Origin of the sequence: Saccharopolyspora erythraea, from assembly GCF_018141105.1 — a bacterium.
GTDB classification, from domain to species: domain Bacteria; phylum Actinomycetota; class Actinomycetes; order Mycobacteriales; family Pseudonocardiaceae; genus Saccharopolyspora_D; species Saccharopolyspora_D erythraea_A.
On record NZ_CP054839.1, the window covers coordinates 503,133 to 516,934 of the forward strand.

Consider the following 13,802-nt stretch of genomic DNA (forward strand, 5'->3'; position numbering starts at 1 on the left):
GAGTCGGAAAGTGGGTTGGGGATTGCTCAGGCGATCTCTTCGTCGGCGTCGTCTTCGCCTTCGAACTGGTCGATCTCTTCGAACCCGGACTCGGACGCGGTTTCGCCGCCGTCCGGGCCATCGGGGTCGTCGTGGTCGTCTTCGAGGGATTCGAAGTCGACGTCCATCCAGTGCGGTTCGTCCGAGCGCTCCTGCTGCTCGGGGCCGGTGGTGGCGGTGTCGCGGTGCAGCGGGATGACCTTCGCGCCCCGGTCGGTGCAGAAGGCCACCAACTCGGCGATGTCGGCGTCGGTGACATACGGGGTGCGGCAGCGCAGCGGCTCGCGGCGGCCGTCCTTCTTCACGTAGGCCACGCCGGGCAGGAAGGCGGGGATCTTGTCGGCGAACGCGCCCATGTCACGCATGCCTTCCCCCAGGCACATGTCCACATACGACGCGGCATCCAGCCGCAGCGCGACCTTGGTCGGGAACAGGCCCCGCATGGGGATCACGTCCTTGGTCGGCTCCTGCGTGGCGCCCCAGACGCGGCCGTTGACCGCCCGGAACTGTGTGAGCGCGGTGGAGATCAGCGGCATGAACTCGCGGATGATGTCCTTGTCGCCGTAGGCGGTCAGCGCCGACAGTTCGTCGATGACCAGCACATCCAGCGGCGTCTCGGGGGACACGGTCGCGGTGCGGATGCCCCGGCGGCCCAGGTCGAGCTTGCGCTCGTTGAGCGTGTTCACGTACTTCTTCGTCAGCTCCAGGCCGTCCTTGATGTTGTCGGCGAACCGGTCACCGAACAGGGCGCGCCCGGCGCCGAACTCCATCCCGCCCTTGGGATCGACCACCCACAGCCGGACGTGGCCGGCCTGGATCAGCGGCGCCAGCCCCCGCAGCAGCGACCACAACCACGAGCCCTTACCCGCACCCGTCGCACCGCCGAACAGGATGTGCAGATCCCTCTTCAGCAGGTCGAACGCCAGGTCCTGGCCGTACTCGTCCCGGCCGATCACCACGTTGGTCAGGTCGACCTCCCCGGCCGCCTGGTGCAGCTCGGGCAACGGGATATGCATCTCGTCGAACGGCTCCCGGCGCTGGAAGTCCAGGGCGAGTTTGCCCGGCTTGACCAGCCGCACGTTGCCCACCCGCGCCTTGAAAGCGTTGGTCAGCCGCCCCAGCATCTTTTCGAAGTCTTCGGGCTCCTGACCGGTGGCCATGCGGATGAACAGGGTGTCCCACACCCACCGCGAGCGCACACCCACCAGCTTGGGCACCATCATCTGCCCGCGGTGGTCGCTGGTGACCAGGTTGCAGGAGAACATGGTCTTGGCCCACTGGCGCTGGTAGACCAGCCACCGTCTGAACCACGCCCGCAGCAGGCGCCCGGCGAAGCGGTCGAAGGTGGGCTTGTCCAGCAGCCACCACGACGCGCCGGCCACGACCGCGATCCCGGCGGCCATCAGGACCGTCTGGTAGCCGACCCAGATCACGGCCGAGCCGAGCACCACCGTCGAGGACGACGAGCGCGGGTGCTTCACCACGAACCGGGCGCCGTCGCGGATCGGGCTTCTTTCGGTGTTCACGCGCGTGTCGGTCACGGCGAATCTCCCTTGTGTGCAAACGAAAGCGGGGCACCGAACCGTGGTGTGGTTCGATGCCCCGCCGAGTTACCTGTACGCCGGTGTTCAGCTCCGGCGCTTGACCATCTCCAGGTGCGCGACCAGATCGCCCACCGAGTTCCTGAGCTTGTTCAGCGAGGTCCCCATTCCCTTCGGGACCCCGAGCTGGCGCAGCGTGCCCGACAGCGACACCATCCCGCTGTCGACCTTGCGCACCACGCCGTGCACCTCATCGCTGTTTCGAAACTTCACTTCGGATATCCCTTCGCCACGCTCGGTCCGCCCTTCTTACCGATGTCAGCCCGCACAGCCGACAACGCCGCCCGAACCTTGGCCGCCAAGTCCTCGGCGTGGTCCAGATCCCGCTTTTCCACCACGGAATCCGCCAGAAACTCCACCGCGTCCAGGCTCTTGTCCAGATCATCGATGCATCCGGCGATCTTGTGCAGCCTTTCGACCGCCTTGGTGTTCTTGTTCACCAACGGCATCTAGCAATCCACCTTCCTTGTTCGTTACTCGCTTGCCTCATCGATAGCGGCAGCCAACCGGCGCTGGCTGTCCTCTATCTCCGCGATCAGTCTGGAAAACAATCCCTCCCATCCCAGCGTGGAAAACTTCTGATTCAGCCCGCCGATTCCGGTCAGAATGCGCGCGGGGTGATCGATCTCGGTTCGCGGGTCAGTCATTCGGTCGCTCCCTCGAACGAAGAATCAGCTCCCGCACCGAGCGCGCGGCACGATCGAGAGCGCGAGCGGACCCGACCGCTTCCTCTTGGGCGTCCCAGACCCGCCGAGAGCGCGGGACCGACATCGCCTCCACCGCGCCGATGTAGCGCGCCACCTCATCCAGGATCTGACCCGAGATCACCAGCAGGTCCCGATCCGACTGACGAGCCAACCGGACCCCGAAGCCCCGGCACGACCGGCATGGCTTCGTCACGGCGCCGCGATGCTGCCGGCACTGCTCCAGTGCGAGGTCAGCCGCGACCCGGGCTCGCTGTGCGATGACCACCCGCACCGGCGTGTTCTCGCACCAGTAACACCGCCCCGACAAAGGCAACTCCCGGACCCACTCCCGACAGTTCGGACACCGCTGCCGGAAGTTCACGGCCTCCGGATCACACGTCGGGTGATACCGACGGCCGGGAAGCCGCATCTCCTTTCGGCACTTCGCGCATTTCGCCACAGCCAACCCCCTCACTCCCTACGGCTTGCCGAGGCAGCCGGAACCGTGAAATCCGACACCGTCCACTGTGCTCACCTCCTGCCGAAGAATCCGGACTTCTTGCAGTGCTCGTCCCGCGAGTGCGGGTACAGCCACCGGTCGCAGTGACACGCCGGGCAATACGCCAACGACATACGAAACCCCTTTCCTTGTGGAACGCCATAAAAGCCCCCGGAAACGGCCGTCGTAACGGTCGGGCCGGGGGCTAATACGGCCTCCAGTGCGAATTCGCACCGGAAAAAGGCATAGCTCGGCCCACTATGGATTTCTCAAAGAACAAGCAGCAGAAATGCTTAGAAAGAAAGAGAAGAGGTCAGATGACCGTTACGGGAGGTCGATCAACCGGCGAGCTTGATCCCGGTCGCCTTCAGGCTCACACCGGACCCCCGCTCGTTCTGCCACTGCGAGATGCGCGGGTTGATCAGCTCCACGAGCACGCCCTCGTCGAACTCGTCCTCCGGCGCGGTCTCCAGCGTCACCTTGGCCTCGAAGCCCTTCGGGGCCGGGCGGCCGTCCTGCGGGCGGGCCTTCACGAACAGCGACACCACGTGCAGGGTCGCGCCGTGGAAGTCGGTCTGGATCTCTTCCTGGCCCTTGTCGTTGGTGTACATCTTCACCGTCGGGGCCTCCGAGACCCGCAGCTTGTAGCCCTCCAACTGCACCGGCACGTTCTTCAGCATCAGCTTCTCCGTTGTCTGTCCTGTGTTGCTGACATAGACCAGACTATGTCGATCTATGTCGGTTGGCAAGTGCTCCATCCGGGTGATCTATGTCGGACTGGGTCAGACGGTTAGACTCACCGCATGGAGCAATCGAACCTCGGGCTAGCCGCATACCAACGCGTCGTGGAGTCGATCAAGCACGAGATCCGTACCGGCTCGCTCGCACCGGGCGAGCGCTTGCCGGGAAACCGGGCGGTGGCGGAGCAGTACGACGTCGCGCTTGGTACCGCCCAGAAGGCACTTCGTGCGCTCCAGGACCAAGGCTGGCTGACCTCGACTCCTTCGGTGGGAGTATTCGTCAGCAACGAGGTTCCGTCCGAAGAGGACGGCGTAGACGTGCCCAAGGTCCTCGCTGCGCTGAAGTCGGAACTCGCCGAGCTTGCGAAGCGCGTGGAAGACCTTGAGCGACGGTCGTAGTGCGTCGTCGCGTCTGTTCCTGCCATGACTCAAGAACACACCAGCCGACGCGACGCCGACAGGTGAGTCAGGGGTGAGTCAGGGGGGACTCACCCCCCGACGAATCGACGAACGTAGGACAGCACAGGGGAGTTATGTCTGAGGCGCTTAGCCCTGGCCCGATCGAGCAAGCACGGGAAGCGCGAGGGTGGAGCAAAGCCGAGGTGCGCCGGCGCCTCCACCGCGCACGTCTTGCCCGGGGGATCAGGCCGCCGTCTGAGGCGAGCCTGAAGAGAATGTACATCGAGTGGGAAAGCGGTAGAACACAAGTTGCCGACTGGCAGGATGAGTTTTGCGAAGTATTCGAACTACCCCCGCAAGCGTTGGGATTTGTAACCCAAGAGCCCGAAAGCGATTTAGCCACCGAAATTGAACAGCTTGAAGTGGTTCGAATTGACCGCGAAATTGTCGACCTCTTCGAAATGCAAACAGATCACTTCCGCGCAATGGACCGCAAGATGGGAGCGGCAATCATCCCACAAACTGTTGCCCACGTGGAACATATGAGAGAAGTGCTCCGCAACTCGATGGGGGGCATGCATCACGATGCAGCCGCGCTTGCACTTGCTGAAGGTGCTGCGCTTGCCGGGTGGCAACAGTTAGACAGTGGGAACATTCGGGAATCCTGGGCCATGCACAGTCTTGCCAAGTCGGCAGCAAAAGAGGGCGATAATCCCGCGATTCTTGCGCATGTGACAGTGCAGCAAGCCTACGCATTACTAGATGCCAACCGTACGGCGGAAGCCTTAGAGCTAGCTAAGCAGGGACGCGCTCACACTAACGAAGCAAAGTATCCGCCACGACTCCGAGCCTGGCTACTCGCCGCAGAGGCAGAATTTCATGCAGCCTGCGGTGCAACGACTGAATGCAAGCGATTACTCGATAATGCTGCTGCGATCCTTCCAGAGGGCGATAACGATCCTGATCTACCCTTTTTGTTCCTGAATCAGGTTCACCTTGCTAGGTGGCGTGGTAGCTCGCTCGCTCGCCTTGGCGACCAGGAAGCGGTCAACGACCTAACTGCCGCACTAGCGGACCTACCTGCGCAATCAACGGGTCGAGCCGAAGCAGGCCTGCGAGTAGATCTTGCTATAGCCCTCAGTGCACGAGGCGAACAAACTGAAGCAAAGGCGCAGGCGAACCGTGCATCAGAATTGGCGCAGCGTTCACGGTCCGCCCGACAGCGCGCACGAATCAATAGACTACTTATCGGCTAACTCGGGTCCGCTAATCGAAAGTAGGTGAAGCAGTGCGACTAGTGTTCCGGAATTGGAGATCTGTCCCGACTGGATAAGCTCAGGAATCTGGGTGCGCGAGACCCACCTGAACTTTCCCTCATTTAGCTCCTCTGGCTCCGACACCAGGGTTATGTCCTGAGCAAGATAGACATGATTCGGGTTTCGCAGCATGCCGACGGCAGGTTCGAAAGTTATCAGGTGCTTGATGGATTCCGCACGATACCCGGTCTCTTCGGTAATCTCACGCCGGACCGTGTCGATTGGCTCTTCACCGGGGTCAATAATTCCACCCGGGAGTTCCCAATTCCAAATGTTCGGAGCGAACCTGTGGCGCCACGAAAGGAGGACACTGCTTCTCTCGTTATCAAGCACTACTGCCATCGCAACCGGCGGAAACCAAACCGTGTGGTGTTCAAACCGTTCTCCCGATGGCACAGAGATGTCGGCCAGTCCTACGCGAACCCAGTCGCTTTCGTAAACTAGCCGTTCTCCGTGGGTGACCCACGCTCCATTTTCACTCGCTGCGTCCATGTCTCCACCTTACGGTAATCGGAACAAATAGGGGATACTGCGGTCGGGGACTGCTTGGCGGGTGCCCCTTCGACGATTGACTGTGTGGGGTGCTCACCGCGAAGCACCGCGGCTAGCTCGATCAATCGATCGGCGAGACGCTCCCGCTGTTCTTGGGTGTAACGCCCGCCGCCCAGCTCGAACGCTGCCTCGTCCAACTCCCATTGCGCCGCGCGCGCTAGGACTGCAAGTGCTTGCCGATGCGACCCCATGACTCCTCCAACAAGGCAAACGAGGCAATCAGGGTATTACGTGTGGTTCGAGGCAAGCAAGGCAGCGACGCTCGTTCGGGGCACCGAGTATGGCGGTGTGACCGACGCCGACCCACCGTTGATCACGAGCACCGAGCTCGCAAACAAGCTCGGCCTGTCTCGGCGAACGATCTCGCTCTATGCAAAGCGAGGTCTGATCACACCCGCCCTGATCACTCCAGGCGGGCAGTACCGATGGGTCCATGACGACGTCGTCGCCGAGATGCGCAAGCTCGCCGAGGAACGCCGCCAGGAGCGCGAGTAGCTAAGGCAACAACATGAAGGCCGAGACATGCGCAGGCCGCACCACGGAAAAGTGCCGATAGTCCAGACCCAGACCACCTGTGACCTGCGTGTCCAGAGTTTCTTTACTTCATCAAGGGCGGCCCCTGCGGGGCCGCCTGCCTGCTGTATGCGAGCCAGGGTGCCGGCACCCGTCCTGTATGCGAGCCCCGGCCAAGCCGGGACCGCCCTACGCTCCGCTCCGGCGGCCCGGCGGCCGGGGCGCGAGCGGAACGGGTGCCGGCACCCTGGCGCGAGCGGAAGGCAGGCAGCCAGGAGTCGCGCAGGGGCCGCAGTCGAAGCGAAGCTCTGGACACGCAGGTCTAGGAGGACGAGGGCCAGGACGAGGAGCTGCACCAGGAGGAAGGCGACCCCGCGGGTTCGGTCGCGATGTCAGCCACCGGTCGAGGAGCCTCCCGGGCAGGTTCAAAGGGCGGTGCTGGGCACGCTGAGAGCCGTACCCGGCTTGCCAGTTCCTACTGGCATACCAGCGTTCCAGCGGCGAACGAACTTGCCTGGCTGTGGTCCGTTGTAGGTTGACGATCATGACGGGTCAGCTTCAGTGGATTGGCAACCTAATCACAGCGGTAGCGACAATCTCGGGTGTCCTCATCGGGCAAGCCCTCGCACGGCGTACCGAGAGAACCAAGGCGCGTCGGGAAGACGCCACCCGATGGCTTCAAGACCGAAGGGAAGCGTACGCCGAGTTCTTAGCAGCGGTGTGGCCGATGCGCGGAGTTTCTACCTACGCTGGCATCTGCGAACTCGGCGATCCCCACCATCCCACGATCGACCAGCGCCGGCTGGATGTCGCAACCAAACACGAGCTGATCTACTTGATCGCACCCGCAGACGTCATCAAGCAAGCCGACCGAGTCCGAGGCGCACTATTTGAGCTATTCGAAGACTCGCACTCCAAGTTCGATGCTGTAGGCGTCATCGACCCTGGCACTGTCACCACAGGAGGCCACGACAACCAGTGGCCATTGATCGAGGCTGTGTTCGAAGCTGCGATTGCCTTCCGCGAAGCGGCTCGGCGTGACCTAGGGATCGAGGCAGAGCCTGCGGAGGCTGCTGAGGTAACCAAGTAGCAACCGAGGAGCCTTGCTTCTTCTGGGAGACAGGGCCGGGGAGTGAACCCGGCATCCAAGCTCAACAGAGGTTGGAGCTGGCCCCAGAAGCAACCCGTCTCAGGCCGTCGGTAGGCCGTCGGGCCGTCTACAGGCCGTCCGAGGAGCACTAACAACACCTACCAACCGCGAGCGTCACCAAGCCATTCTCACTGGTCACAGCGCTGTTGGTGATATTCGCCCAGGACGCCCGAGGTTGTCGCTCAGTACTACCAGTTCTGATCATCGGGAAACGATCACCTGCGGCGGACCGCCAGCAGTGTCATCTACCAGGCAAAACGCTGCCGATAGGTGACTGTTGCTGACGGTCCGAGACGGGTGCCGTGTGCCCCGTATGTGCCCCCAAAATGTCCATAGTGGACATGAGGAATTACTGAGACGGGGGAAGATGTGATCACCCGTGATGAGGTCCAAGCGGCCCATGCGGCTGGATACGCCGCCGGGCGTGTGCCACACCCTCTGGTGCCGAATCCGTATGCGGTCGAGCCGCCTCGGCCATGGGAGATGCCGATCGAACCGGCTGAGCGCCGCAGGGTCGAGCGGGAGACGCGGGATCGGCGCCTCCTCGCCCGAGTGTGTATGACTGCTTGGCGCAAAGGAGCCGAACGCACGCGCCGTTGAACGGGGACTGGCGAGGCTCGCTGATTTCCCGGTCGACTGCTCGGGGTGAACCCTGGTTGTCGGGCTTGGCGATGATCGGCGTCTGTTGGAACAGGTGATCGGGTCGGTACCGTTGGTGATGATCCCCTCGTCGTTCGGACGATCCGATGAGGGGAACTTCCGGCGAAGAGGTACCGGCGATGACCAACTTCATGACATCGGTCCAAGAGCCCGCCCAGTTGGGTGCCCGCGTGCGGATGATCCGCCGCCGTCGTGGCCTCGGTCTCGATACCGCGGCGGGTCTCGCAGGGATTTCGAAGTCCTACCTGAGCCTGCTTGAGACCGGCAAGCGCCAGTTCGACCGGCGTGGGCTGCTGGAAGATCTCGCGACCGCGCTGAGCTGCTCCGTTGCCGACATCACCGGGCAGCCGTACTCGCCGGTCGATCGGGACTCGGCCGACGCGCTGAGTGCGCTACCCGCTATCCGGCTGGCGCTCATCGAGTACGGCCCGGATGAGCTTCCTGACGTCCGGCCGAGACCACTGGACGAGCTGGTCGAGTGGGCCGACCGAGCCAACGAATATCGAGACCAGACCCGCTACTCACTGGCAGGTCGCGGTATCGGCGAACTGTTGACCGAGCTGCATGCCCACACGCTCACCAGCCCGGCAGCCGACCGGCCACGTGCTTTCCGGGCAGCCGCGACCACCTGCGTCGTGGCAGGGGCGATCGCGCGGAACGCCGGTCACATCGACCTCTCAGTTAGCGCAGCTCGCCGCGGTTACGACTTCGCGCAGAGGTCGGAAGACCTGGGCCTTCAGGGGTTCTCGCGCTGGTACTGGGCACAGGGGTTGATGCGCCTCGCCGCACGCCGCCGTGTGGCGTCCGTGCTGGCCGACGGACTAAACGAGCTGTCGCCGACTCTGAAGCTCAGTGCTGACGACACGATGCCGGTCGAGATGGCCGGCTTGATGCATCTCACCAACGCTCAGGCGGCGGCGCGTGATCGTCGCGCCGACGACGCACACAGGCACCTCGCCGAAGCCGCTGCACTGGCGGAGCGCACCGGGGACCGGAATGCAATGCGGTTGCACTTCGGCCCGACAAACGTCGCCCTGTGGCGACTGGCGATCGGCATCGAGTTGTCCGAGGGCGGGCGAGCGTACGAGGAAACGATCCGGGCCAACCCCGACGTGACAGCGCTCGGCAGCAGCAACCGTGCCTGCTCTCTGCACCTCGACCTCGCGCGGGCAGTCATGCAGGACGGTGGTGATCGGGACGCTGAAGCCATCCGCCACCTCGACATGGCCGACCGCATCGCGCCGCAGCGCATCCGAGTCGACCCCCTCGCTCGTGAACTCGTGTCGACGCTGAACTCGCGGGCACGGCGGCGAGTGTGGGAGTTGGATTCCCTGCGCAACCGCTTCGGAGTGGGTTGACAGATCGTAAACACCGCTGGGTCTGATCACTCATAGCTTCACCTCCACTACTGGAGGTGATCGACTTGGTTATCGTGATGGTGCTTGGCCTGGTGGTCTGGTCCCTGTTCTTCGTTCCGTTGTTCTTGTTGTGGTGGTTGCCCGGCAGCCGTAGGCGGACGTCGTCAACGCAGTCGACGATCAATTGCCCGTCCCATGCGACGAGGGGGACGGCATGAATGGGCACGAGACGTGGCTTCGGCCGCATATCGCTGCCATCCACGCGAGCATGGCCGCCGGCTTCCGCTTCAGGTATCTGCCCTCGCTCGCAAATCTCCGTTCTGTGCAGGGGATTCGTGTGTCGTTCGGCGTGATGGACATTTTCATGGCATCCGGCACCGACGACGCGCTCGCCGCACGATTCCGGGTCGAGGACTTGGAGAGGGGATCGCCGCCCGCCTTGTGGCACCGGTACGGCTCGGTAGCAGAGGTGGTCTTCGGGCTGCTGGATCTACCGGAACATGGTGCACAGGGTGCGCCGGCACTGGCCTCGTCGCCCGTCGGTGACTTGTGGGTACCGAGCTCGGCGTCTGGCCTGGTACCCGGGGTGCACGCCTCCGGGCGGGCTCGTGGTGACGGATAAGCGATTCCTGCCGATGGCATGGCATGTCGGGTGGTGTCGGCCGCAGAGGTCTACACGTTCCGCTGGGGACGCGGTGCCGGGTACTTCACGGTTCACTCCGGGGACCAGAGCGCCAGCCACGGCAATACACATCTCGTCGCCACCGTGCGCGGTGTCGGTGACTGGGCCGATGAGTCGGATGTCGAGATTCAGGCGAAGCGGTGGCTTCGTGCGACGGCCGACCAGCGCCCGTTAGGTCAGTAATTCCCAAAGACGCGGCCCGGCGGCTTCCCCGTAATGCCGGGCTGTTGGCCAGGTCGCGCTCCTGCTTCCCCCGTCGCGCGACCCGGCACCCCGATCGGAAGGCGTCGGAGATGGATCTTCCCGAGTTACCCGGCTGGATGGCCGGTGACAAAGAAAGGCTGTGGCACGCGCCGGTTTCTGGCGGCTACGAGCCGGAGGCCGAGTGTGGCCACCGGATTCAAGGTCGGGTGCATGCTCGGCGTGGGGTGTACCCGCCGCAGGGTGACGGGCGATCGATGTGTCCGGCGTGTGCGATTCGTCGAGACGTGTTCTGGCAGGCGCCCGTCGACCTCCTGCGGCCGTTAGAAGAGGCGATTGCACGCGTGGTTTTCGTGGCACCGGAGCTGATCAAGTGGCCGGATGAAGACTTCGACGAAGTTCTTCTCGCCCAAGCTGCGTGACTCGGTCGGGTCCCCCAAGAACGCATGGAAGGAAGGCAGTGCGCAGCTACCTCACGCCAAGGGAAGAGAGCGAGCTTGCTGAACGGATGGCTACGGACTACGTCGATCATCAGGCGTCCATCCGCGTCCTGATGTTCGAGGAAGGGCTGTCCTATGGGGCGGTACACCGCCTACTGACTCAGGTTGCGGGTCTCGATATGCGTGGGCGAGGTGGTACCCCCGACCAGACAGCAGCCCGTGACCAGTTCGATGACCTCGATCCAGAGGTCAGAGAGCAGTCGGTCGTCGACCTGGCCGACGCGTTCGTGCAGGGTGCCCGGATTACCGAGCTGGCCGAACAGCGCGAGCTCTACCCGTATACGGTGCTGCGCCTGCTCTTGCTGGCTGGTGTCGAGCGTCCGAGACGCCTCGACCGCGCTCCCCGTGGTAGCGGGAAGCGGCGTCGATAAGTCCAGAACAGGTCCATCCCCTGGTCAGAGCGCCGTCGCGAATGACTGCGACGGCGCTCTGAGCTGTTCGGGTGATCGTCGACGGGATTGAGTAGAAACCCCGTCCCCGCCCTTCGCGGTCCTCGATACGGTCACAACGATCATCACAACGATCAAGGGGAGGATCGCGTGACTGTCCGCGTGGACCCGGCGACCATCGACAGGCTTGCCGGAGTCGTCCAGGACTCGACCGGATCGCTGAAGGGCGCTGCACCGGCACCTGGCGCGGACGCGGGACCGTCCACCGCTGCCGTTGCGGAGACCGTCGCCGAGCTGATGCGTGCGGCAGCGGGATTGACCGAGCTGACAACGAAAATGGCTGACGACCTGCATGCCAACCGGTCGACGTACGCCAGTACCGAGGACAACAACATCGGCATCTTCAACCAGGTGCAGCGCTGAGGGGACTGACTGATGCCGATCAACATCTTCACCGCCGGCAATCCGGGTTCGGTGCGGGAACTGGCCGACGCAGTGCGCAAGCTCGGGACCGGAGTCGACGAGGTCGCTACTGGACTGCACCGTGCCCGGTCCGAATCCGAAGCAGACTGGGATGGTCACGCCTCCGATGCGTTCCGAGATGCTGCCAACCGCGACGCGAAGGACGCCGACGCCCTCGCGGGTCTGCACGAGGGATTGGCGACGGCGCTGACCGTGTTCGCTGACGAACTGACGACGGTCAAAGCCCGTATGGAGCAGGCCCGGTCGGTTGCGACCGCAGGCGGCCTGCAAATGATGGGTCGGAGCCTGATCACCGAACCGGGGCCGATGCCGCTGCCACCGGAAGAGAACGAGAAACAGCAGAAGGCGTGGCGCGAAGCCAAGGCCACCGTGAAGTACGCCCGCGCGCTCGAACGCGCTGCCCACGAGCACCTGCTGGCTGCGCTGAAGGCCAACAGTGTTGGTCTGGATGGGATCGGACAACGCGGCGCCTGGGCGCAGGCCGCCGCTGCTGCCACCAACCCGGACGCGATGGAACTCGCCGGTGCCGCAGATGCGATGGACACCCAAGCAGCACAGGCCACCCGGTCGGCGTTCGAGAAGGCCATGCAGGGCGGACCGGCCGCAGTGAAGGGAATGTGGAGCGCGCTGACTTCAGCGCAGCAGGCAGACCTGATCAGCCGGTTTCCCCAGATGGTCGGTTCGACTGACGGGGTGCCCGTGGTCGTCCGTGACCAGGCCAACCGCTCGTTGCTCGCCCAGCAGCGTCAGGCACTTGTCGACCGCATCCGTGACGAGAAGTCACGGCTCGACCCCGATTCGGAGAACGCCGCCGACTGGGAGCGGATCAACCAGCTCGACGAAGCGCTGAAGGGTATCGACAAGCTCAACGAAACCCTTGGTAAACCCGGCAGTGGGCATTTCCTGCTGGGCATCGACTCCACCGCTGATTCTCGGGGCCGCGTCATCGTCGCCACAGGCAACCCGGACACCGCGGAGCACGTGCTGACTTACGTTCCCGGCACGACTGCCGACCTGGGCGGGGCCGCTGGGGACGTCCAGCGCAACGACATGCTGGTCCAGCGAGCCAGCGAGATGGCTCCGGAAGGCCAGGAGGTTGCCGGAGTGATGTGGCTCGACTACAACGCCCCGCCCGACCTCGTAGCAGCGTCCGACAAGACATACGCCTTCGATGCCGGAGAGGATCTGTCGCGGTTTCAGGAGGGTCTCCGGGCGACTCACGAGGGAGCGCCTTCACACAACACCGTGCTCGGGCACAGCTACGGGAGCACGGTTGTCGGCTACAGCCAGCGGGATCACGGCCTGCACGCGAACGACGTCGCCTTCATCGGATCGCCGGGCGTGGGCGTGTCGGAGGCTCAAGACCTCCACATGTCGCCCGAGCACGTGTGGGCAGGTACCTCTGCGAGCGACCCGATCGAGTACCCGCACTCCGGCGACCCTGTTGAGATCATCCGGGACGGCTGGATCAAGGGTGGCGACCCGCACATCCATGGTCAAGACCCCTCTGATCCGGCCTTCGGTGGCCGTATTCTTCCGACCGACCCAACGGGTGGGCACTCTGACTACTGGTTCAAGCAGCAGTCGATGGACAGTCTGGCGAAGTTGACCGTCGGACAGACTGAAGGGATGGGGTAATGGCCCCGGAAGCACCGCAGAAGGCCAACGGTGGGTACAACGCGGGGAAGATCGTTTCTTCCGTCATCGCCGGGCTCTTGGCGCTATATGGCGTGACGTACTGGTGGAACTTCGTCAGTCTCACAGCCAGTGGTTACAAATCCAGCGGGATCGACGGCCAACTCGTCGCCTGGCTCTTCGCCATGTGGTTCATCCCCACCGTGATCGCCACGGCTGTCGTTTGTGTCGGGTTCGGTATCCGGTCCGTCACTTCCAAGATCGCGATCGGTGTTGAGGCTCTGTTGCTGATCACTGCCGTTGTCACGGCAGCGACCGGCGCGCAGTGACGCAAGCTGGGTGCTGCGAAATCTACTTTGGACGATCGAAGTACCCTTTTGGGTACTTGGGGCCGTGACA

Annotated in this window: 17 protein-coding genes; 10 read left to right on the forward strand and 7 right to left on the reverse strand. The window is 63.7% G+C overall.

Going from position 1 to position 13,802, the window contains the following annotated elements; all coding sequences use genetic code 11:
• Positions 1-26: 26 nt before the first annotated feature.
• From HUO13_RS02380 to HUO13_RS02405, 6 genes are all read right to left on the reverse strand, one after another.
• Positions 27-1,580, reverse strand: coding sequence for an FtsK/SpoIIIE domain-containing protein (locus tag HUO13_RS02380; protein WP_211899867.1), 1,554 nt, complete (start codon positions 1,578-1,580; stop codon positions 27-29).
• Positions 1,581-1,667: 87 nt separating this feature from the next.
• Entirely contained in the window at positions 1,668-1,853 is a 186-nt protein-coding gene (locus HUO13_RS02385) for a hypothetical protein (protein WP_211903419.1), read from the reverse strand.
• Positions 1,850-2,089: a hypothetical protein gene (locus HUO13_RS02390; RefSeq protein ID WP_211899868.1), complete on the reverse strand. Its 240-nt coding sequence runs from the start codon at positions 2,087-2,089 to the stop codon at positions 1,850-1,852. Before HUO13_RS02390 ends, HUO13_RS02385 begins: the two co-directional genes overlap by 4 nt.
• A gap of 24 nt (positions 2,090-2,113) precedes the next feature.
• Positions 2,114-2,287 carry a hypothetical protein gene (locus HUO13_RS02395; protein WP_211899869.1) on the reverse strand — a complete coding sequence of 58 codons (174 nt, stop codon included), beginning with the start codon at positions 2,285-2,287 and terminating at the stop codon, positions 2,114-2,116.
• Positions 2,280-2,612: a hypothetical protein gene (locus tag HUO13_RS02400; protein ID WP_211899870.1), complete on the reverse strand. Its 333-nt coding sequence runs from the start codon at positions 2,610-2,612 to the stop codon at positions 2,280-2,282. The genes HUO13_RS02395 and HUO13_RS02400 overlap by 8 nt, the downstream gene beginning before the upstream one ends.
• Positions 2,613-3,163: 551 nt before the next feature.
• Positions 3,164-3,505: a hypothetical protein gene (locus tag HUO13_RS02405; RefSeq protein WP_211899871.1), complete on the reverse strand. Its 342-nt coding sequence runs from the start codon at positions 3,503-3,505 to the stop codon at positions 3,164-3,166.
• 123 nt (positions 3,506-3,628) lie between these two features.
• On the opposite strand from HUO13_RS02405, the gene HUO13_RS02410 reads away from it, so the two are divergent.
• Positions 3,629-3,964, forward strand: a complete 336-nt coding sequence (locus HUO13_RS02410) for a GntR family transcriptional regulator (RefSeq protein ID WP_211899872.1) — start codon at positions 3,629-3,631, stop codon at positions 3,962-3,964.
• Between the two features lie 275 nt (positions 3,965-4,239).
• Positions 4,240-5,220 (forward strand): hypothetical protein, encoded by a 981-nt coding sequence (locus HUO13_RS02415; protein WP_211899873.1) that lies wholly within the window; start codon positions 4,240-4,242, stop codon positions 5,218-5,220.
• Here the strand turns inward: HUO13_RS02415 and HUO13_RS02420 are convergent.
• Entirely contained in the window at positions 5,206-5,772 is a 567-nt protein-coding gene (locus HUO13_RS02420; protein WP_211899875.1) for an NUDIX hydrolase, read from the reverse strand. The genes HUO13_RS02415 and HUO13_RS02420 overlap by 15 nt on opposite strands.
• 348 nt (positions 5,773-6,120) lie before the next feature.
• On the opposite strand from HUO13_RS02420, the gene HUO13_RS02425 reads away from it, so the two are divergent.
• The 8 genes from HUO13_RS02425 to HUO13_RS02460 all read left to right on the forward strand — a co-directional run bounded on the left by HUO13_RS02425 (position 6,121) and on the right by HUO13_RS02460 (position 13,732).
• On the forward strand, positions 6,121-6,327 hold the full coding sequence (locus HUO13_RS02425; RefSeq protein WP_211899876.1) for a helix-turn-helix transcriptional regulator: 207 nt from the start codon (positions 6,121-6,123) through the stop codon (positions 6,325-6,327).
• Positions 6,328-6,889: 562 nt separating this feature from the next.
• Positions 6,890-7,435, forward strand: coding sequence for a hypothetical protein (locus HUO13_RS02430; protein ID WP_211899877.1), 546 nt, complete (start codon positions 6,890-6,892; stop codon positions 7,433-7,435).
• A gap of 839 nt (positions 7,436-8,274) precedes the next feature.
• Complete coding sequence (locus tag HUO13_RS02435) at positions 8,275-9,513, forward strand: helix-turn-helix domain-containing protein (protein WP_211899878.1); 1,239 nt, start codon at positions 8,275-8,277, stop codon at positions 9,511-9,513.
• Positions 9,514-10,488: 975 nt separating this feature from the next.
• A complete protein-coding gene (locus tag HUO13_RS02440; RefSeq protein WP_211899879.1) occupies positions 10,489-10,818 on the forward strand; it encodes a hypothetical protein in 330 nt (109 codons plus the stop codon).
• A gap of 38 nt (positions 10,819-10,856) precedes the next feature.
• Positions 10,857-11,267, forward strand: a complete 411-nt coding sequence (locus tag HUO13_RS02445) for a helix-turn-helix domain-containing protein (RefSeq protein WP_211899880.1) — start codon at positions 10,857-10,859, stop codon at positions 11,265-11,267.
• 168 nt (positions 11,268-11,435) lie between these two features.
• A complete protein-coding gene (locus HUO13_RS02450; RefSeq protein ID WP_211899881.1) occupies positions 11,436-11,708 on the forward strand; it encodes a hypothetical protein in 273 nt (90 codons plus the stop codon).
• A 12-nt stretch (positions 11,709-11,720) separates the two neighbouring features.
• Positions 11,721-13,406, forward strand: a complete 1,686-nt coding sequence (locus HUO13_RS37235; RefSeq protein ID WP_249124401.1) for an alpha/beta hydrolase — start codon at positions 11,721-11,723, stop codon at positions 13,404-13,406.
• A complete protein-coding gene (locus HUO13_RS02460) occupies positions 13,406-13,732 on the forward strand; it encodes a hypothetical protein (protein ID WP_211899882.1) in 327 nt (108 codons plus the stop codon). Before HUO13_RS37235 ends, HUO13_RS02460 begins: the two co-directional genes overlap by 1 nt.
• Positions 13,733-13,802: the final 70 nt, after the last annotated feature.

Coding starts and splice junctions, on each gene's coding strand:
- HUO13_RS02390 (WP_211899868.1), bottom strand. CDS start 2,089: ATGCCGTTGGTGAACAAGAACACCAAGGCGGTCGAAAGGCTGCACAAG.
- HUO13_RS02395 (WP_211899869.1), bottom strand. CDS start 2,287: ATGACTGACCCGCGAACCGAGATCGATCACCCCGCGCGCATTCTGACC.
- HUO13_RS02405 (WP_211899871.1), bottom strand. CDS start 3,505: ATGCTGAAGAACGTGCCGGTGCAGTTGGAGGGCTACAAGCTGCGGGTC.
- HUO13_RS02410 (WP_211899872.1), top strand. CDS start 3,629: ATGGAGCAATCGAACCTCGGGCTAGCCGCATACCAACGCGTCGTGGAG.
- HUO13_RS02415 (WP_211899873.1), top strand. CDS start 4,240: ATGTACATCGAGTGGGAAAGCGGTAGAACACAAGTTGCCGACTGGCAG.
- HUO13_RS02420 (WP_211899875.1), bottom strand. CDS start 5,772: ATGGACGCAGCGAGTGAAAATGGAGCGTGGGTCACCCACGGAGAACGG.
- HUO13_RS02430 (WP_211899877.1), top strand. CDS start 6,890: ATGACGGGTCAGCTTCAGTGGATTGGCAACCTAATCACAGCGGTAGCG.
- HUO13_RS02435 (WP_211899878.1), top strand. CDS start 8,275: ATGACCAACTTCATGACATCGGTCCAAGAGCCCGCCCAGTTGGGTGCC.
- HUO13_RS02440 (WP_211899879.1), top strand. CDS start 10,489: ATGGATCTTCCCGAGTTACCCGGCTGGATGGCCGGTGACAAAGAAAGG.
- HUO13_RS37235 (WP_249124401.1), top strand. CDS start 11,721: ATGCCGATCAACATCTTCACCGCCGGCAATCCGGGTTCGGTGCGGGAA.
- HUO13_RS02460 (WP_211899882.1), top strand. CDS start 13,406: ATGGCCCCGGAAGCACCGCAGAAGGCCAACGGTGGGTACAACGCGGGG.